At 50.0% G+C, this 19,551-nt stretch carries 17 protein-coding genes; all 17 read right to left on the bottom strand.

The window, feature by feature from the left end:
* Position 1: 1 nt before the first annotated feature.
* The 17 genes from pseI to FWJ25_RS04745 all read right to left on the bottom strand — a co-directional run bounded on the left by pseI (position 2) and on the right by FWJ25_RS04745 (position 19,511).
* Positions 2 to 1,054 (bottom strand): pseudaminic acid synthase, encoded by a 1,053-nt coding sequence (gene pseI, locus FWJ25_RS04825; RefSeq protein WP_149599139.1) that lies wholly within the window; start codon positions 1,052 to 1,054, stop codon positions 2 to 4.
* Positions 1,051 to 1,578 carry a UDP-4-amino-4,6-dideoxy-N-acetyl-beta-L-altrosamine N-acetyltransferase gene (pseH, locus tag FWJ25_RS04820; RefSeq protein WP_246166660.1) on the bottom strand — a complete coding sequence of 176 codons (528 nt, stop codon included), beginning with the start codon at positions 1,576 to 1,578 and terminating at the stop codon, positions 1,051 to 1,053. Before pseH ends, pseI begins: the two co-directional genes overlap by 4 nt.
* Positions 1,575 to 2,657 carry a UDP-2,4-diacetamido-2,4,6-trideoxy-beta-L-altropyranose hydrolase gene (pseG, locus tag FWJ25_RS04815; RefSeq protein ID WP_246166681.1) on the bottom strand — a complete coding sequence of 361 codons (1,083 nt, stop codon included), beginning with the start codon at positions 2,655 to 2,657 and terminating at the stop codon, positions 1,575 to 1,577. The genes pseH and pseG overlap by 4 nt, the downstream gene beginning before the upstream one ends.
* 22 nt (positions 2,658 to 2,679) lie before the next feature.
* Positions 2,680 to 3,381 carry a pseudaminic acid cytidylyltransferase gene (gene pseF / locus FWJ25_RS04810; RefSeq protein WP_149599137.1) on the bottom strand — a complete coding sequence of 234 codons (702 nt, stop codon included), beginning with the start codon at positions 3,379 to 3,381 and terminating at the stop codon, positions 2,680 to 2,682.
* A complete protein-coding gene (gene pseC, locus FWJ25_RS04805) occupies positions 3,378 to 4,538 on the bottom strand; it encodes a UDP-4-amino-4,6-dideoxy-N-acetyl-beta-L-altrosamine transaminase (RefSeq protein WP_149599136.1) in 1,161 nt (386 codons plus the stop codon). The genes pseF and pseC overlap by 4 nt, the downstream gene beginning before the upstream one ends.
* Before the next feature lie 3 nt (positions 4,539 to 4,541).
* Positions 4,542 to 5,540, bottom strand: coding sequence for a UDP-N-acetylglucosamine 4,6-dehydratase (inverting) (gene pseB, locus FWJ25_RS04800; protein WP_149599135.1), 999 nt, complete (start codon positions 5,538 to 5,540; stop codon positions 4,542 to 4,544).
* Between the two features lie 71 nt (positions 5,541 to 5,611).
* Positions 5,612 to 6,874 carry a Vi polysaccharide biosynthesis UDP-N-acetylglucosamine C-6 dehydrogenase TviB gene (gene tviB / locus FWJ25_RS04795; protein WP_149599134.1) on the bottom strand — a complete coding sequence of 421 codons (1,263 nt, stop codon included), beginning with the start codon at positions 6,872 to 6,874 and terminating at the stop codon, positions 5,612 to 5,614.
* 101 nt (positions 6,875 to 6,975) lie between these two features.
* On the bottom strand, positions 6,976 to 8,910 hold the full coding sequence (locus FWJ25_RS04790) for a polysaccharide biosynthesis protein (RefSeq protein WP_188093578.1): 1,935 nt from the start codon (positions 8,908 to 8,910) through the stop codon (positions 6,976 to 6,978).
* Between the two features lie 60 nt (positions 8,911 to 8,970).
* Complete coding sequence (locus FWJ25_RS04785; RefSeq protein ID WP_149599133.1) at positions 8,971 to 9,522, bottom strand: sugar transferase; 552 nt, start codon at positions 9,520 to 9,522, stop codon at positions 8,971 to 8,973.
* Positions 9,519 to 10,466 (bottom strand): UDP-glucose 4-epimerase family protein, encoded by a 948-nt coding sequence (locus tag FWJ25_RS04780; RefSeq protein WP_149599132.1) that lies wholly within the window; start codon positions 10,464 to 10,466, stop codon positions 9,519 to 9,521. Before FWJ25_RS04780 ends, FWJ25_RS04785 begins: the two co-directional genes overlap by 4 nt.
* Entirely contained in the window at positions 10,463 to 11,695 is a 1,233-nt protein-coding gene (locus FWJ25_RS04775) for a glycosyltransferase family 4 protein (RefSeq protein WP_149599131.1), read from the bottom strand. The genes FWJ25_RS04780 and FWJ25_RS04775 overlap by 4 nt, the downstream gene beginning before the upstream one ends.
* Positions 11,695 to 12,768 carry a non-hydrolyzing UDP-N-acetylglucosamine 2-epimerase gene (gene wecB, locus FWJ25_RS04770; RefSeq protein ID WP_149599130.1) on the bottom strand — a complete coding sequence of 358 codons (1,074 nt, stop codon included), beginning with the start codon at positions 12,766 to 12,768 and terminating at the stop codon, positions 11,695 to 11,697. Before wecB ends, FWJ25_RS04775 begins: the two co-directional genes overlap by 1 nt.
* A gap of 7 nt (positions 12,769 to 12,775) precedes the next feature.
* Entirely contained in the window at positions 12,776 to 13,879 is a 1,104-nt protein-coding gene (locus FWJ25_RS04765) for a glycosyltransferase family 4 protein (protein ID WP_149599129.1), read from the bottom strand.
* Positions 13,880 to 13,944: 65 nt separating this feature from the next.
* The gene (locus FWJ25_RS04760) at positions 13,945 to 15,237 is read right to left on the bottom strand and encodes a hypothetical protein (protein ID WP_149599128.1); all 1,293 of its coding nucleotides are present in this window, start codon (positions 15,235 to 15,237) and stop codon (positions 13,945 to 13,947) included.
* Positions 15,234 to 16,502 (bottom strand): lipopolysaccharide biosynthesis protein, encoded by a 1,269-nt coding sequence (locus tag FWJ25_RS04755; RefSeq protein ID WP_149599127.1) that lies wholly within the window; start codon positions 16,500 to 16,502, stop codon positions 15,234 to 15,236. Before FWJ25_RS04755 ends, FWJ25_RS04760 begins: the two co-directional genes overlap by 4 nt.
* A gap of 76 nt (positions 16,503 to 16,578) precedes the next feature.
* On the bottom strand, positions 16,579 to 18,435 hold the full coding sequence (locus FWJ25_RS04750) for an acyltransferase family protein (protein ID WP_149599126.1): 1,857 nt from the start codon (positions 18,433 to 18,435) through the stop codon (positions 16,579 to 16,581).
* Positions 18,432 to 19,511, bottom strand: coding sequence for a DegT/DnrJ/EryC1/StrS family aminotransferase (locus FWJ25_RS04745; protein ID WP_149599125.1), 1,080 nt, complete (start codon positions 19,509 to 19,511; stop codon positions 18,432 to 18,434). Before FWJ25_RS04745 ends, FWJ25_RS04750 begins: the two co-directional genes overlap by 4 nt.
* Positions 19,512 to 19,551 lie beyond the last annotated feature (40 nt).

Raw genomic sequence — 19,551 nt, 5'->3', positions numbered from 1 at the left:
ATCAACAGAAGTCGTCTTCGTTTACCGGGGTGTTTTGTTTGAGGTCACGTGTGGCGACCTTGCCGATAACCTTGTTTAAAAATTTGGGAGGCAAACCAAACCCGGGCCTGACACTCCGCACATCACCCGGTTTGATCACTGAACCTTCGGCAATATCATTCACAAAGTACAAAGATCGTCGAAACTGGGCGTTACCCTGCTCACTCGACTTTCTTCCATAATCCACCTGCCCCAACGCTTTCCAGGCAGTTTTACTGTCCCGACACAACGCCAACATATCCGTAGGCTCAAGAGAGAAGCTGTCATCCGGACCACCGCCAGAGCGATCAAGAGTAAAGTGTTTCTCTATAATGGATGCGCCGAGAACAACACTTGCAATCGCGGTAGTGTTATCGAGTGTGTGGTCAGACAGGCCCATCACCAGACCGAACCTCCGCTGCATATCAACCAACGTTCGCAGGTTGTAATCCTCAGCAGGTGCAGGGTAGCCACTCACGCAGTGCAAGATAGCCAACTGGGTACAGCCAGCACCCTTCGCGGCGTCGATTGCCTCCTGAATTTCCTCGGCATCAGCCATGCCAGTGGAAATAATCATCGGCTTTCCAGTTTTGGCAACGTACTCGATCAACGGAAGATCCACCGCCTCAAACGAGGCAATCTTATAGGCAGGGGCCCCCAAATCTTCCAGCAGATCTACGGCAGTTCGGTCGAACGGTGAACTGAAAATAGTAATTCCGCGTTCTTTTGCATGCTCGAAAAGAGGCTTATGCCATTCCCACGGCATATGAGCTTCTTCATAGAGCTCATAAAGTGTTCGCCCATCCCACAAGCCGCCTTCAATCCTGAAATCCGGTGCGTCCGAATTCAAAGTGATCGTATCTGGTCGGTAGGTTTGGAGCTTGACAGCATCCGCTCCCGCTCTAACAGCTTCGTCAATAATCTGCATGGCGGTTTCCAACCTGCCATTGTGGTTCGCCGACAATTCTGCGATCACGTACGGAGGCTGCGCCTGAGATATCTCACGACCATTGATAACGATTTTAGAGTCAGTCATTGATGGCCCTCCCTTTGTCTATTACCACATCGCCACTCTGAAGAGAGCAGTCCAAAACAAACAACATCATGGAAGCCGTTCCCATCACAATGCTGATCACGGAGAACACCCTCGCGATTAAAGCCAAGCCGCTCATGAAACCGAATTGAGCGCTCATTGAATCCCAGTGCCTGTCCGCAAAGCTTGTGTAACCCCAGTTCATCGAATGCATACTCAAGTACTGCGCGCCCCAATAGCTTTCCCGTACCTTTCTCCGAGTCCGGTGAAAGATAGAAACCCCAGTCTGCCACATGCTGACATCGCGTCCTCGAGATATTGACGAAGCCTTTTGCCACTGCGCCAACCTCAAATATCAATAACCAGATCCCTTCCTGGCAACTCATTCGGGCATACCATCGGGCATGCTCTTCTGGAGTAATGACGTGGCTTGTATACATGAACTGGCGCACATCCGGGTGATTACGCCAATTAAGTACCTGAGGCAAATCCTCCCGATTCATAGGGCGCAGCCGTTTTTGCATCATGCTATCGCCTTCATCAGAACATCAACGACCCTGTCAGCCCCATTGCCATCGCATACACCTGCAGCAATCCCACTCATACGGGCCAACTCACCCGGTACAAGGGCTTGTCGTAGCGAAGGAGCCAGTGTCCCGCCGATTTCATATGGAGCCCCTACCGATAGCGCCGCTCCCAGAGACTCAAGGGAGTGCGTCCCCTGCCTCTGGTTTTCGGCCATAACAACCAACAAAGCGGGTAATCCCAAACAACAGCGCTCCCAGGCGGAGCCACCGGCAGCACCGATGGCCAAATCTGCCTCCGTCATTAGCTCTGACATGTTGCCAGCATTCACAATGACCCGAGTCTTCAAACTCATAGTCTCTGCCAAACCACTGACTGACGCCACATGAGGGCAAGCGCTTCCCAAAACAACTGTTACATTCCACCCGGAAAGCTCAGCAATACCCTCAATTATATGCAGTACGTTGGCTGTAACATTCTCGCGATCCACGCCCCCCATGGACACGAATAGCGAACAGGGCTCTCGGTGCGTCCTCGCTGCCAGACTGCGCCGCCTTGCGAGTTTGAATTCGGGGCGTAGAAGAGCGTAGCGAGCTCCAATCAGCTTTGTCGTTGCGGAGGGTACTAACGATCCATAATCCGAGGTTTCCCGCCCCAGATTCTGATCCAACAGAACATCGCATTCGTGTTTACGGTCCGCAAGATCATCAATGACCATCAAATGACCGACCGATTGCGAAACAAAGGATTCCCAACGATAGTCCAGTGCATAGTGATCGACGACAAGAAAGTCGAGTGTATCTGAAGCAATAGATTCAAGAGTTTCCCGAGCATCTGTATCCCAGCCTACACCCAACCAGGAAGCATGGGCTGAAGACTCATCAGCGTTATCGTTTTCAGCAAGCACGGAGGGTTCGGGAAGCATGATGACATCATGCCCACTATCCAATACTTGCTGTTGCAGATGACCTGGATGCTTTCTCATGATGAAGAGACATGTCACGCCCCGTTCCATCAAAACGTCTGCCAATGTGAGGCAACGCATAACATGACCAGAACCAATCTGTGATGACGCATCCACACGGAAACCGAACCTGGCCACTTCAGTTATTCCTCGACCGAGCCCTGACAGCGTCAAACAGATACTCAGCAGATTCCCAATCCTCCAACGTATCAACATCCTGAACGCGATACCTGGGAATCGGCACAGCAACAGAGTCTTGTCCGAATATCACCCGCTCCGCTCGCCACGCCTCAGCCGTCCCCCAATAAAACTGACCGGCATCATGCCATGCTTCTTCCAGATCCTGAGAACGTGTAGAAAATTGCTGAGGGTCCATCATGGCAATGCGTTCACCTTCAAGCAGCCGGAGTGCCCTCTGGATTGGAAAAGCGTAGGTTGTCACAGAAAACGCATAACTGGCGCCAGACTTCAGCAGCGTTTGCTCACCTTTCTGAATATCAGCCGCAGTGATAAAAGGGGCAGTGGCATAGATACAACACGCCCGATCTACCGGCTTACCTGTCGCTAAGAACCACTCAACAGCATGCTTGATAACCGGCAGGGTGCCGGTGTAGTCGTCAGCGAGGCTATCCGGCCTTCTAAAGGGCGTAGTTGCTCCAAATGAGCGAGCTACGTCAGCAATTTGCTCATCGTCCGTGGAGACAATCACCTCATCAAAGCACCCACTTTCCAGTGCAGCTTCGATCGACCAGGCGATCATCGGTTTGCCGGAGAAATCCAGGATATTCTTTCCCGGGATTCGCTTGCTCCCTCCCCTTGCAGGAATGATCGCAAGCTTCATAAAGTCAGTGCTCGCTTGAGAGCTTCGACCACTTCGTCCTGCTGCTCAAACGTCAGACCGTGAAACATCGGGATGCTAATGGCCTCACGGTAATATTGCATTGCCTCCGGAAAATCATCTGCAGAGAACCCCATGGACTCGTAGTATGGCTGGGTGTGAACCGGAATATAATGTAAATTCACTCCGACGCCTTGATCCCTCAGAGATTCGAAGGCCTGACGGTGACTCACACCAAGCTCACCCAATTTGAGACGTATCACATAGAGGTGCAGACCCGAATAGGAATCCGGATGCTGCCATGGCGTTACCACCGGCAAATCAGCCAAGAGTTCATCGTACCGCCGGGCCAGCTTATGGCGGCGCGACACAAAGTCATCAAGCCGCTCCATCTGGCTAACGCCAAGGGCTGCCTGAAGTTCCGTCATCCGATAATTAAATCCAAGGCCGACCTGCTGGTAATACCAGGGACCATCCGGCTCATGTGTCATCAGCGCAGGATCTCGAGTCACGCCGTGGCTACGCAGTAACTCCATCTTACTGGCCAAATCCGGATTGTTGGTGACTGCAAGGCCGCCTTCAGCGGTCGTTACAATTTTGACGGGATGAAAGCTAAAGACCGTAATATCGCTGTATCGCCCGTTGCCGACGAACTCACCCTGATATTTACCGCCAATGGCGTGGGAAGCGTCTTCGACGATTCGGAACCCATATTCGTCAGAAAGCGCTTTGATCCTCTCCATGTCGCATGACTGGCCGCAAAGATGAACCGTCACAACGATCTTTGGCAGGCGCCCTTCAGAGCGAGCCTGGATCAACTTCTTTTCCAGGGCATCCGGACACAGGTTATAGGTGCGAGGGTCAATGTCTACGAAGTCGATCCGGGCACCGCAATAAAGCCCGCAGTTTGCAGAAGCAACAAACGTTACCGGGGACGTCCACAGGTAGTCCCCTTCACCTAACCCCAAAGCGGCACACGCAATATGCAATGCCGAGGTTGCGCTGTTCACCGCGATACCGAAGCGGGCGCCCACATGTTCGGCGACTTTCGCCTCAAACTCAGGCACTTTCGGTCCCTGAGTCAGAAAATCCGATTTCAGAACGTCAACAACAGCATCAATATCCTGCTGGGTAATTTCCTGGCGCCCGTATGGGATCATCAATCAGATACTCCCGATTTTTTCCCGGTTGGCATCAATCCAGCGCTGCAACTCCTCATCCTTCATCCACTCGGTGTTGTTGTCACTGGAGTAGACAAACCCCTCCGGAACCTTTTTCCCATCCTTGATCCTCGCCGCATCGGCGCTCCAATCGTGGATAGCAGGCAAGATCTTGAAATGCTCCGGATACTCGTAGGTGTAATAAGAATCTTCAGCACCAATCATCTGCTCATGGAGCTTCTCTCCCGGCCTGATGCCTACAATTTCGTGGGAAGCTTCCGGGGCAACAACACGGGCAAGATCCGTCACCTTCATGGATGGGATCTTCTTGACATAAATTTCGCCACCTTCCATATCTTCAAACGCATGCCAGACCAGTTCCACACCCTCTTCCAGGGAAATCATGAAACGGGTCATACGTTCGTCGGTAATGGGCAGAACTCCGTTGTCTTTAACCGACATAAAAAAGGGAATAACCGAGCCCCGAGAACCCATGACATTGCCGTACCGCACGACAGCAAATCGTGTTTCATGTCCGCCAGCGTAGGAGTTTCCGGATACAAATAGCTTATCCGAGGCGAGTTTCGTGGCTCCGTAGAGGTTAATTGGACTACTTGCCTTGTCCGTAGAGAGAGCAACGACCCGTTTAACCCCCTTGTCTATACAGGCATCGATAAGGTTCATCGCGCCGTTGATATTGGTCTTGATGCATTCAAACGGGTTGTACTCAGCCGTAGGCACAATCTTTGTGGCAGCGGCATGGACTACGTAATCGACACCATCAAGAGCGCGGTACAAACGGTCCTTATCACGAACGTCACCAATAAAGAAGCGGACCCGTTGATCCCCCGCGAACTTCTTGGCCATCTCCCACTGTTTCATTTCATCTCGGGAGAAGATGATTACCTTCTTCGGATTGTACTTTTCCAGAAGCATCGGGACGAAGGTGTGGCCGAAAGAACCCGTACCGCCTGTAACCAGAATGGAGCTGTTGTTAAACATATGAAAAGGAACCGGTAATTTTGATATTAGTTCTCTAATTTACCATCAAGATTCGAACTGGCCGGTCGGATTTACAGCCTAAGGTCCGCATCCCCCAGGGGCAAAACAGCTTTCAAATCAAACAAGACGCCGTCGGGCTTAAGATAACCACGCAGCTCCTGCGCAGACATTCCGGCATACTCTTGGTGAGGTACAGCAAGGACCAAGGCATCGTATGCACTTACATCGGGAGAAGCTTTCAGTGCAATGTCGTATTCCTCCTCTGCTTCAGCCGCATCTGCCCAACAATCAGTGACATCTACTGAACAGCCATAATCCTCGAGCTCCTTGATGACATCAATAACCCGGGTATTGCGCAGATCTGGACAGTTCTCTTTGAACGTGAGTCCCATGACCAAAACCTTCGAGTTCGCAACCGCTTTCCCAGACTTGATCATAGCTTTAACTAGCTCTGCAGCAGCATAAGGGCCCATGTTGTCATTGACACGGCGCCCGGCAAGGATAATCTCAGGGTGGTAGCCGATCGCCTGCGCCTTGTGGGTCAGGTAGTAAGGATCGACACCAATACAGTGCCCGCCAACCAGGCCTGGCTTGAATGGTAGGAAATTCCATTTAGTGCCCGCAGCCGCCAGCACTTCATGAGTATCGATATTCAACCGGGCAAAGATCATCGATAGTTCATTCATCAGAGCAATGTTCAGATCTCGCTGAGTGTTCTCAATAACCTTCGCGGCCTCGGCCACTTTAATAGAGCTGGCTTTGTGGGTCCCAGCTGTAATGATACCTGCGTACAGGGCATCCACTTCATCAGCAATAGTCGGTGTAGAGCCGGATGTAACTTTCTTGATGGTCGTTACCCGGTGTTCCTTATCGCCCGGATTAATACGTTCAGGGCTATAACCCGCGTAGAAGTCTGAGTTGAACGTCAGGCCAGAAACGCGCTCCAGGACCGGAACGCAAACTTCTTCGGTAGCTCCCGGGTATACTGTGGATTCATAGATAACAATGTCACCCTTGTTCAGTACCTTACCAACCGTTTCACTGGCTTTTATCAGCGGAGTAAGGTCGGGCGTCTTGAATTCATCAATGGGCGTTGGAACAGTTACGATATAAATCTGACACTCTGAAATGCCCTCTACCGTCTCGGAAAATGACAGTCCCTTGGCGGCCGCCAGTTCTTCACCGGACACCTCACGTGTGAAATCGATACCCTTCCTTAGTTCGTTAATGCGCTTCGCATTAATATCGAAGCCCACCACGTCACGCTTTTCACCGAATGCCGCTGCCAAAGGCAGACCAACGTACCCAAGGCCGACAACCGCGATTTTTTTCATTTTACCTCCAAAAATATGGGGCTTTTATAGCCCCAAAAACTTTGAGCACCGTGGTCCAGATTCACAGCAACCCTACAAAACAAATTCCTGAACTAGAGACTCTACTTCAGGTGAAAGATATTGCTATCGTTCGGCACCTCTGGCTTATGACTCCCGCTATTACACCAAACCAGATCCGCAAGCTCGCCATTGGGTGCATACCCTGTCCGAGCCTCTTTCAACAAACCAATGACTGCCCCACAGTCAAAAGCCTGGCTCGAACGAGAGAGGCTTTCTAACAATTCAGCAACTTCGCTCCACGGCAACGAAACTTCCCGCGCCATCATAATTCTCGGGTGTGCCGTTCCCTGCGGATTGTCACCTATAAGCAACTCTTCAAACAGCTTTTCACCAGGGCGAAGGCCGGAAAAAATGATTTCGATCTCACCATCTGGATTGTCCTCATTTTTTTCTTCAAGGCCCATCAGATGGATCATTTTACGAGCGAGATCGGCAATTTTTACCGGCTCCCCCATATCCAGCACAAACACTTCACCGCCTTGCCCCATACTGCCAGCCTGAAGTACCAACTGACTGGCTTCGGGTATGGTCATGAAGTAACGAATAATATCCGGATGGGTAACCGTAACAGGGCCACCGTCACGAATCTGGTCGCGAAACAACGGGACCACAGACCCTGAAGAGCCCAACACGTTGCCAAACCGTACCATTGAAAAAACAGTTTCACGCTGCCGCTTGGCCAGGCCCTGCAGAACCAGTTCCGCCATGCGCTTGGATGCCCCCATCACGTTCGTCGGTCGTACGGCTTTGTCGGTTGAAATGAGGACAAAACGTTCAACGCCCGTCGCAATCGCGGCTTCGGCCACGTGGAGAGTTCCAAATACGTTGTTCTGGACCCCCTCGATAACGTTATGCTCTACCAACGGAACATGTTTGTAGGCTGCGGCATGGTATACAGTTTGAATACCAAATGCTTTCATCACAGCCTCACAACGTCGACGGTGCGTCACACTTCCGAGAACGGCATGTAAAGATACACCGAGAGCTTCAACCTGGTTAATCGACTTGAGTTCTCGCTCTATCGAGTAAAGTGAAAACTCAGACTGTTCAAATAACACCAGAGCGCTCGGTTTGTGTCGCAGAATCTGGCGACAGAGCTCAGAGCCAATGGAACCGCCGGCACCGGTGACTAATACAGCCTTACCGGACAAGCTTGAGGAAACCATCGCTGTGTCCGGCCGCACCGGATCTCGTCCCAGGAGATCTTCAATCTCCAGATCACGAATGTCATTGATCCTGGCCAAACCCGCAACGAGTTCAGACATTGACGGTACCGTCTGTACAGGGACTGATAAAGCTTCCAGAACCTTCATCAGGTCTTTTCGATTGACGGGCACCGAATCCTCCAGCGCAAGCAGTACCCTGGAAGCTCCCAGTTCTCGCACAGCCCTTTCAATATGATCAATCGAAAATACCGGCAAGTTCCCTATCAAGGATTTATGATTAGAATCCACAGTCGAAATAAAACCAACCGGCCGATATTCAGTGCCTTGCGACAACGCGGATACCAACTGCCGGCCTTTGGGGCCGGCACCGACTATCAAAACACCATCTTTCACCTTACGTCCACGCTGCTCGATGACAGCACGCACTGTGAAGCGTGTACCCGCCACCAACAGGAAAGCAAAGGCGCCATAGATTACAGGCACCGAACGCGGAACTAACGCCTGAAAGAGGAAACCACATACGATGAGCGAAATCCCCGAAAACGCCACTCCAAGCATAATCGCTAGAAATGCATGTTCACTCAGATAACGAATAACGGCCCGATAAAGGCCCAATTTAATAAAAGCTGCGATTGTCAGCACTATTGTCAGCGCTGAAACCATCAACTGCTTACTGTCGGGCCACCAATTAAGATTCTCGAAACGCAACGCGAAGGCAGCCCATATAGCCAGCGAGAGCAAGCACAAATCCGTCACAACAGATATTGCGCGTTTAGCTGGCCTGGATAGACTGATAATTTTGCTGATCAAACCTGATTTCAAAACAATTGCCTCTACCAAGCATTCCAATTCTGGCAAACGGTGCCGTCATCAGCGGCGCACACGGTCCCCTGCACCTTTTCCCGATACTGTCTGAACGATATACCGGAAATAATCCCTGACCCCCAGCGACTGCAGCATTTTCTCATCGGTCTCCGCAAGTAAAGCCGGTGTCGACATATCGATTTCATTAACTTGTGCAAGCCCCGTAATGCCCGGGCGCGCAGCCAGAACGCCCCTCCTTTTCCTTTCACTAATCAACTCTTCCTGATTGAACAAGCAAGGTCTCGGGCCGACCAGGCTCATTTCGCCCTTCAACACATTCCAGAGTTGCGGTAATTCATCCAGTTTAGTTCGGCGAAGGAACTGTCCAAAGGGAGTAATCGAATCGGCACTTGCCAGATGGCTGGCAACGGACGCCGTCCCCTTTTTCATAGTACGGAACTTCACCAAGGTAAATGGTTTTTCGTTCCGCCCAACACGTTGCTGAGTAAAGATTGGCGACCCTGTATCAAAAAAACCGACGACCAGCAGAACGATCAGGATTGGAAATCCCACCACCAGCCCCACCAGAGAGAAGAAAAAATCAAAGGCACGGATCACTCTATATTCTCCTGCTCAAAACATTGCTCAAGCCCGCCCTGCGGCGTAACCGGAGGCTTCCACCCCAAAAGATTACGGGCCTTTGATATATCAACCTGAAGCGACCCCAGCACTCGATAAGCCATTTCTTTTTTGCCCATTAATCGCGCACCCAGATTCAAGATACTTACGGGTACGGGCAACAATCTTGGGGACCGCCCTAAGGCCTCGCCAACCGCTCGTAACAACTCGGTTGTTGAAAGATCCTGCCCATCGCCTGCCAGAAATACTTCATTAGCCGCCGCCGGATGGTCCGCACATAGAATAATGAGGTCCACAAGGTTCGCCAATGCCACCAATGAGCGCTGGTTGTTGACCATACCCAGTGGCAGAGGAACGCTCCGATCAACTAACTTGATTAATGAGGCGAAATTTCCCTTTACGCCTGGACCATAAACCAACGGTGACCGAATGATGACAACTTCCAACCCAGACCTTCTGCCAAGTTCCAGTAGCGCTGTCTCCGCCTCCAGCTTAGACAACCCACAAGCATCGACTGGTGCGGGAACATCCTCCTCCGTGTAGGGACAATCAGGCCGCGTCTGCTCTCCATTAACCTTTATAGAACTAATGAAAACAAAACGTCGCACACCGGCTTCCACCGATTGTCGAGCCAACCGAAGCGTTCCCTCGACGTTAACTCGGCGATAGGCGTCAAGCGAATCGCTCTTGTCGTCATCCATAACATGAGCATGTGCAGCAGAATGAATCACCACATCTTGATTATGGAGCGCTGTTGACCAATCTGTTACGCCAGAAATATCGCCGGTTACAACTTTCACTCCGGGCACTTCCGACGATTCGGTTCTGACAGAACAGGTGAGCGTATACTTCGGATCATCGCGAAGTGCCCGCGCCAGTGCCTTGCCAACAAATCCCGTGGCGCCGGTCAGCAATACGTTCACGTCACACCCTCCGAAAACATGACGTCCCGGAGTTGTTTAGCCAGGTGACCGTACTCATATGTTTCCATTGCTACATTGTGCCCGTTTTTCCCGAGGGCATCGCGGTCACTGGCTGACATTTCATAGAGTTCCATTACAGCGGCGGCTAATTTATCCGGCTGTCCCGCTGCAACGGAAACACCAGCGCTGGCCTCTGCGATAGGGTCACAACTGCCTGAATAGGCATGCAGTACAGGCTTTCCCGCGTAAAGGTACTCAGGAATTTTATTGGCACCAATCCCAAACCGGTATAGAGGATCGTCCAACCATCCGAGGTAACACACATCAAAATGGGATAACATTGCCTGAATCTGAACCTTCGGAATCGGATCAATAAAGCAAATGTTTTTCAGTCCTTCTGCGTCCACCCGGGACTGTAATTCCTGCTTTTGCTTACCGCCTCCCACGACCAAAAATACGATATCCCCTTCTTCTCGCAGAAGAGCTGCCGCGTCAATCAGTGTGTCGAGAGCGTTTGCCACACCTATGGTGCCCGTGTACCCAACAACAAATTTATTTTCAGGTAACTGATCCAGAACACTGCTATCCAGAGGAACCTCCGACTCTACTTCATCCCGTGAAAACCCATTCGGGATCCAGGAAAACTTCCTCGGTTCCATTCCGCGCTCGACCATGTGCTCAACTGCATTTTTTAGATTGGAAATCACACGTTCAGAATCACGATAAGCCTGATCTTCAACTTTCTGCATCAGCCGAATAAATGGGTGGGACCGAGAATGTCCGCCAATTTCAGTCAAGGTCAGCGGCCAGATGTCTCGTACTTCAAACATTAGCCGTGCACCAAATCTCCGAGCTAACCGCTTAGCGCCCCAAAATGAAAAAATTGAGGGAGATGAACATAAGACTACGTCAGGACGATCTTTTATTCGTTTGGCTAAAGACTGAATTCTCCAAGGGAAAAGGAACCATCCGAGGGCCCTTACCTGACTATGCGCCTCCGAATATTCGGGCATTTTCACCCACACGACTGTTAGCCCGCCCTCCTTCTCAAAATGGAATTTGGAATCAAAGACGGGTTTTTCCCTTAACAAGTGATGAGCAGCAGAGGTAATGAGGTATACGTTAAAGCCGAGCTTCGCTAATTCCCGCCCAAGGTAGTAGTGGCGACCCGCATAACCATACTCAGGCGTAGACGCATACTGATTTATGATCCAGATAGTTTTTGCCATTACCTTGCCGCTTTCAGCTCTTCAACGATCCTTTTCGAAGCTTGACCGCCCCCATAAAGTTGATTTGTATCGACCACCCGGCGCCCAAGATTGCGACTAACAGCACCCACTATCCGCGCAGTGTCGGCCCCGGTCAGCTCATTGACGCCTTCATCAACCAATTCCACCCACTCGGTTTGGTCACGCATCGTCACGCACGGCCGACCAAAGAAAAACGCTTCTTTCTGAACGCCTCCGCTGTCGGTCAACACCAACTGACAATGGTTCAATAACCAAACCATTTCGAAATAACCGACGGGATCAATGACACGTACTTTGAGATCTAGATTCTGTTTTGCAATCAGATTACGGGTACGCGGGTGAATCGGGAGGACGACAGGTGCCTGCTCTTCGTGGACCAGGTTGAGCGCATGTACGATCTGCTCAAGCCTCACAGGATCGTCGGTATTCTCAGCCCTGTGCAGCGTCGCCAATACAAATTTGTCGGGAAGAGCAGTATCCGAGACAGGGGGCGCGGCTTTTTCCGCAAACAGCAGAGCAGCATCCTGCATCACATCACCAACTTGCAGTACCTTGGCTGGTTTATTTCCAAAGCCTTCCTTATCGAGGTTCTGAACAGCTGTTGTGGTTGGGCAGAACAGTACGTCGCTGACCTGGTCAGTCAGAATTCGATTGATCTCTTCTGGCATATCCATGTTGAAACTTCTCAGGCCGGCCTCAACATGGGCTACCGGGATATGGAGCTTTGACGCTGCCAACGCTCCAGCAAGCGTGGAGTTGGTATCACCATAAACCAGAACCCTGTCAGGTTCGTGCTCCGCAAGAGCCTGCTCAATCTCAATGAGCATCCGCCCAGTCATCTCTCCATGCTTCCCCCCGTGAATATCCAGTTGGATATCTGGTCGAGGGATGCCAAGCTGATTGAAAAACACATCGGACATATTGGCATCAAAATGCTGACCAGTGTGCAGCATTATTTCACCGATACCCTCTGCTTGCTGAATTGCACGCGACACCACACTTGCCTTAATGAACTGAGGGCGGGCACCGATAATGGTCAGGATCTTCTGCATAGTAGATTCACTTAAGCTTTTCGTAAAAATTCAGGAGCTTCTTCTCTTCAATGCCCCAATTATACCTTTCCTGAACCGCAATCTGGCCATTTCGCCCCATTACTTCAGCTTCACGAGGATGCGTAACCAAGTAATCGATGGCTTTGGCGATATCAACAGGGTCCAGAGGATCCACACAGATGCCACACTCATTCCCCTCTATGATTTCCTTCCAGAGAGGGAAGTGGGACCCAATCACGGGAACACCAGCACTCATGTACTCGAACATCTTATTGGGCTGGGCGTCGATATGGTTAGGAGATGGAAGGAAAGTAACCAGGCCACCTACACAACGGCTCAGGAGATCCCTGACTTGCTCCCGATTTACAAACCCTAAAGCATCAACCTGACGCCACCCCTCACTTTCTTTTGCAACTTGTTCAACTGCCGCTGCATTGAACTTTCCAGCCAGCTGTAGGCGCGCTTCGGAGCGGGTATCCCCCATAGCTTCAATAACTTGCAGAATTCCCCGAATCTGGGCAATCCCTCCAACATAAGCAACCTCAGCCTTCTTGTTCGACCAATCTGGATCGCCAGAAGAAAGCTCCCCCAACAGAGGGAAGTTGTTTATATCGAGAGAATGAAAACCCATTGCCAGGAACTTATCGCGAATGTAGGGGGTTGCAGTCACCACACCATCAAATTTTCGCAAGGCATAACGTTCAAATACGGAAAAGGTTTTTGACAACAACCATCTTGCAGGTTTGTTGAGATAGGGCTTCCCCAGCAACTGCTTGGGCACATCTTCATGGGCATCAAATACAACCCGTTTGCCACGTTTATGCAGTGCACGGCCGATCGGAATGAGTTCCGGATCGTGCATATGATACACGTCCGCATCCAGTTCGATGGCCTTTTCCAGGACCCGTTTTGGCCCGAGCCGTATTCTTTGGAAACGCCCTGAAAACGACCCCACATCATATATGGACACGCCATCTACGTTTTCATCGCCTTTGCCATCGGCAACTACCAAGGCGACGGCGTAACCATTGCTCGCTAACGATACGCACTCCTTGAGAAAAATACGGGTATCATAGCGCGGATGAGCAGAGGTTAAATGGGCAACATTCATAAGGTATTTTCGCTATATCTCAATAATTAAGTTTCGGAACGGCTTCCAGGAGGTAAACAGAAACGTTAGCGCTGCCTCGATGGCTTCCCAAACCTGAATAAAAGAACAAAAATCAGTGTCAAGAGAAGCCCATGAGTAAGAATAACCGTGAGCAAATCTGAAGAAATAATGGCCGAACGAATCGGGATCACCGTTATGGCTACAGAAAACCATAACGGAAAATATTCTGTAAATTTCTCAAGTAGCAGCACAAAAGCCGAGAATATAACCGTGTAGATAAATACCCCTACCAAACCCGCATGAGCGTAGCCGTTAGATACAAAACCATTGTTTGCATTTCCACCTAGCTCGTTATATTCACCTATCATTGGGGCAATATTCTTAGAGTAAGGATACTCAACTACCGAAGAGAGAACTGAGTTTCCCCAAAACACAAAATCATTAACTGAGAAAAATGAAAAATAGTCGTATGTTAAGGACGCAGGAATAAACAAAGCTCTCCTTACAAAAAGAGAAACTGGCCAGATATTGTCAATCAGGAAATAGGTAGCCGTAGCTGTGAAAACCAGTCCTAACAAAAGAGTGGGCAACCATAGAGCACTTGAGGTTCGCTTAAAATAGAACCAGACCCCAAGTACAAGAAAGGGGTAGAAAAGCAGAGATTTATGACCCGTTACTCCAAAGAAAAATATTTGGACCAAGAACAGGCAGGCAACGAAGAAATATTTTCGTTCCCAGAGGCATACAGCTAAGAGGAATATACTCACCACTTGGTAAATCCAAGAATTCAGATATGCCAGAAATCCGACATTAGCTACCTCTGCCGACAACTCCCTGAACTCGTATACCTTTGAAAAATCGAAGTTAATATATCGAACCGCACCGCTAGCGAAATACCAACTCACCAGGAACGCCAAAAGCAAGAGCGAAACAAGTTTAACTATCGATCTCCCCTCACGAAGGTATACAACCTGAGGAACCACATTGAGAACCGGCTTTCTCGTCAGCACCAAAAACGTAAAGAAAGATAGCGTTGAGACGAAAAATGGAAACGCCGAAACGTCCGTCATCCCATAGAAACTGCTGAGTGGCGTCAAGAATGTCAGGTATGCCAGCAAGAGTATGACGTCGCTCAAGCGCTCTAATACCACGGGAAGAAAGGGATAAAAAATCAGGAAACCGGCCCAGGACAGCAGGTACGTGCCCACATCGAACTCAACCCCAAACCCCATGAAACTATAGACTGGGGCGATCACAAAGAGGTACGTGAAATCCAGAGACAGGCGAAAAAGCACCAGACTCACAAAGTAAAATAGCTTTAACGCAGCATGGTCAAAGTTCGGAAACACTAACTTCAAGAAACACCCTCACGACGATATCCGCGCGCCCGATACACAATCACAAAAATACCGACCCCGTAACCCAGGAACATCGCGCCAGAGATTAATTGAACTGCAATTAGCTGACTGTCCAAGATAAACGCAGCATATAGAGCCGAAAATTTGAGAAGCAAAAGAAGAGTATGGATAGAAAGGTTGACCAACTGCCCATTGGTCGCCATCAGCACAGTAGATAGTGGAGAGTATAAAAATTGAACAGACAACCCCAGTATCAACCAACTGGAAAAAACCCCTGCATCCCTCCAACCGTCACCAAAAATAAAAACAAAAGCAGGCTCAGCAATTAGAGTGACCACCAAACAAATCGCGGAAGCCAGCCCTGACAACCCTAACAACAATCCCAGAACCCGCTTGAATAATGCCCCCGACGCCAAATCTTCTCTTGCCTGGCTGAACAGGACCTGCCCCACAGCCTGGCCTACGATGCTCATCGGGACCGCCAAGACCCTATCTGCCAAATAATAAAAGCCTGCTGCTGCTGGCCCAAACAGTAACGCCATGGCAACATTCGGAAGCTGAGCGCTCAACACGTTAACCGCTGCGGCGGGCGCATCATACCTGGGGAAGTTACTGTATCGCGTAAACAAAGCCATTGAGCGCAGTTTGTTAAACCCCTCCCTTAGCTCATTTAAGCTCAACCCTTTAGCCAACCGGGTTATTCCAGCGGACTGCCCCAAAATCTGACCCAGAATAAGCCCGAAAGCCCCTAAACCGGAAACTCCACCCAGAATTTGAACAGTTACATTCGAACAAGCCTGAGTCAGTTTGGTAACACCAATTTTGCGATAATCCTTGCTGCGAATTGCCCAATAATTCAACGCCTTGAAGGTGCCGCCACTCAATATCGCCAGTGGCAATAGCCATAAATAGGACGCTAGTAACGGTGTATCAACCAAACTCGCAATTTCAAAGCGAAACACGGCAACTGCAACTGTGGCAATTAACGAAATGCAAACATTGATTACCAGAGCAATCAAAAGCAGCTGCAGAGCACTTCTGCGTGCTCCTGGCAAGGGAACCGCCAATTCATACCTTAAACTGGATATGACCAGGACAACGCCCATGACTGAAGCAAATACCGAGAAAACTCCAAAGGCATCCGGAGCGTACAGTCGAGTAAGCAGCGGCATGGCCGCCAGCATTATCAACTGCCCTCCCGCACTCGCAGACGCAAGTGTCACCACAGCCCTAAAAAAGCGATGTTCAGAAAGTCTTTTCAACACGGAAGTTCTGCTTTGCCTCAACACTTAGAGCTATACTCGTCCTGCTTTACCACTTTCTCGGCAAAAGGGGAGCACCTTAAAACGCCGATGAACTCCCTTCAGGACCTGACAGATAACGTATAGCATCCTGCGCATAAGCCTGAGCCCCTACTTCGTTAAGGTGGTGCCGATCCTTGTAAATCAAATTGTTATGATAGAAGGGGGCGTCATCAAAGAGCGGAAGATTGCTTAAATCGACATATCGAGCATTGGCATATTCTGCAACCAACGCTTCGACTTTCTTATTAGCAGACAGGTAAGCAGGGTCCTTTTCCAGACTTCCGTCCGTACCCAACGCTTTGAACCGCCTAGCCCTGAGAGCACTCTGGGTAAACATTGGGATCTGGGACAAAATGACAACGGACTTCCCATTCGAATCCATGACTTTTAAAAAGTCCGACAACGCTTCCATAAACTCCGAATTGGGAACGTGATAGCGCCATTTACCAACCAACACCACGGTAGAAACCTCGCCAATATACTTTTCCCCTTCTTTGATCTGCCTTATGCAATCATTCTGAGCCCACTCTGCGATACGCCAGTAATCGAAGCCGGGTATTGTTAAACAACCACTAGCGGTTATCACCCTCGCCTTGAACTCAAAATCTTTGCCGACCGCATCAAAAAAAGAATTAAGCATTGCCCCATGAGAATCACCGAGAACCAGTATTTCCCGCGAGCTCAGCTTATCACCGCGAATGCAATCTGAAATCACTTTTCCGTGGCAGATTGTTGCAGGATCGGCATATCGGCGGTACTCGATATCGAGCAATGGGGGACTAAAAGCGTCATTGACCTTGGCCATAGTTTGCGACGTTCCCAACATAGCAGCCACTAATATGGCCCATCCCACAAGTTGCTTTTTCCCCGTGGTCCGTGATCTCAGTGGGCGTTCCACCCAATAATAAGAAATCATCGACAAGCCAAAAGTCATCAGAACAAACAAAAGAGTGAATGTTATATCCAGCACATCAGCACCCGTGAAGTATCGGATAAAGGCCAGTACGGGCCAGTGCCACAGGTACAGGGAATATGACAATGTACCTATCCACAGAAGCGCCTTGGTGGAAAGAATTTTGCTCGCGATTGTTTCTTTGCTGGAGATCAGAAGTAAAACACTGCCAACAATAGGCACTAAAACCGGCATTCCCGGGAAATGTCCCAGCGAAGGTTGGGCTAAAGCTGCTGATATAATCAAAAGCAAACCCAGCGCCCCGCCTCCGGGTATGGATTTCCGCCGGAAATCGGATTGGTAAAACGCCGCCAGGCAACCTGCGAAGAATTCTGGTAACCGAGCGTACAAGCTATAATACGTTGCCTGTTCAACCCCCGTAACTCGTAACCTATACTCTGACAACAGAACGAAGCCAACCAAAAGGACAGCCAGTACCCACTTAACATACTTTTGGGACAATAACAGAATGAGCAAAGGTGCCAGCAGATAAAACTGTATTTCTACCGCCAATGACCATGTATGCAGTAGTGGCTGTTCATGGCTGGATGGAGCAAAGTAATCTCCGAAATTGGCAAAATAATCATTACTGAAAAACCACGCAGCCTTTTCCAGACCATTTTTGTACGTCGCAAAATCAGAGGGCAGAAAAAGTGTCGCAGCGACAAGTGTCACTACCAGAAGCGTTGCAAAATAAGCGGGTGCGATTCGCTTGAAACGACTGGTATAAAAGTACCTCAAAGTACCGGCCAGACTGAAATCGGGCTGATTTTTCATCTTTATCAGAATCGACGTAATCAAAAAGCCGGAGATCACAAAAAACACGTCGACCCCGATAAAACCGCCGGGCATCCAAGACGGATTCAGGTGAAAAACCATCACAGCTAACACCGCAATGGCTCTTAATCCCTGGACGTCAGAACGGTACTTCAGAGCACTCACTTCGTTAACGCTCTCACAACACTCTTCTGCTCTTCCTCAGTGATATACGGGTGCATTGGCAAACTCATGACAACCTCCGCCACCGCGTCGCCAACCGGTAACTTGACACTGCCATCTGCGACCGCTGGCTGTTTATTCAGAGGTATCGGGTAATGGACCGCTGTCGGAATACCCTCGGATTGTAGTTTGTCCTGTATTGCTCCGCGATTTTCAACTTGGAGGGTATATTGCGCCCAGGCGGAGACATTATGGGCTTCAACAAATGGCGTTGTTTCGATACCCGCATCATCAAATAATTGCGTGTACCGCTGCGCGGCCTGATTACGCAATTCAACTTCTTCAGCAAGGATTTCCAGCTTAGGCAAAAGGATTGCTGCCTGAAGCGTATCTAAGCGGCTATTAACCCCAACACGAAGGTGGTGGTAGCGACGGTCCTGCCCATGTCGAGCAATCTGGCGCAAAACAACCGCCAACTCCTCGTCATTGGTAAAAATTGCCCCACCGTCACCATAGCAACCCAGAGGTTTAGACGGAAAAAAGCTCGTGCAGCCAATGGCACTCAGGTTACAGGAGTTCCGCCCTTTGTATGTTGCACCAAAGCTCTGCGCACCATCCTCGATAACAGGGATCCCATGCCTATCTGCGATTGAATTAATAGCGTCAAAGTCAGCACACTGTCCGTACAGTGATACAGGAATGATCGCTTTCGTACGTGGCGTGATAGCTGCCTCAAGCTTGCTGACGTCCAGGTTGTATGTCTTCGGGTCTACATCTACATACACTGGCTTAGCGCCAAGCACCGCAGGAGTTTCAGCAGTTGCGATATAGCTAAACCCCGGCACTATCACCTCATCCCCGTGGCCGACGCCAAGAGCCATCTGAGCAATCTGCAAAGCATCTGTACCGTTAGCTACCGTTATACAGTGCTTTGTACCCGCGAACGCGGCCAGCTTTTCTTCGAGTTCAGCGACCTCCGGCCCGAGGATGTACTTTCCATGACTAAGAACGTTCCGGATATTGGCATCAAGCTTTTCTTTGATTCTTGCCTGTTGGGCAGCCAAGTCTACGAATTGCATATTGACGATAACCTTTTCTAGCTGCGAAATTCGCTGATAT

Source organism: Marinobacter salinexigens, from assembly GCF_008370345.1.
GTDB classification, from domain to species: Bacteria; Pseudomonadota; Gammaproteobacteria; order Pseudomonadales; family Oleiphilaceae; genus Marinobacter; species Marinobacter salinexigens.
Note: the sequence above shows the minus strand (reverse complement) of the source record. Positions and strands in the feature narration are given on the sequence as shown.

Excerpts from the sequence above, each read along its gene's own strand:
- tviB (WP_149599134.1), bottom strand. The coding sequence starts at position 6,874 with ATGAAAAAAATCGCGGTTGTCGGCCTTGGGTACGTTGGTCTGCCTTTG.
- pseI (WP_149599139.1), bottom strand. The coding sequence starts at position 1,054 with ATGACTGACTCTAAAATCGTTATCAATGGTCGTGAGATATCTCAGGCG.
- FWJ25_RS04765 (WP_149599129.1), bottom strand. The coding sequence starts at position 13,879 with ATGAATGTTGCCCATTTAACCTCTGCTCATCCGCGCTATGATACCCGT.
- pseB (WP_149599135.1), bottom strand. The coding sequence starts at position 5,540 with ATGTTTAACAACAGCTCCATTCTGGTTACAGGCGGTACGGGTTCTTTC.
- FWJ25_RS04745 (WP_149599125.1), bottom strand. The coding sequence starts at position 19,511 with ATGCAATTCGTAGACTTGGCTGCCCAACAGGCAAGAATCAAAGAAAAG.
- pseH (WP_246166660.1), bottom strand. The coding sequence starts at position 1,578 with ATGATGCAAAAACGGCTGCGCCCTATGAATCGGGAGGATTTGCCTCAG.
- FWJ25_RS04775 (WP_149599131.1), bottom strand. The coding sequence starts at position 11,695 with ATGGCAAAAACTATCTGGATCATAAATCAGTATGCGTCTACGCCTGAG.
- wecB (WP_149599130.1), bottom strand. The coding sequence starts at position 12,768 with ATGCAGAAGATCCTGACCATTATCGGTGCCCGCCCTCAGTTCATTAAG.
- pseF (WP_149599137.1), bottom strand. The coding sequence starts at position 3,381 with ATGAAGCTTGCGATCATTCCTGCAAGGGGAGGGAGCAAGCGAATCCCG.
- pseC (WP_149599136.1), bottom strand. The coding sequence starts at position 4,538 with ATGATCCCATACGGGCGCCAGGAAATTACCCAGCAGGATATTGATGCT.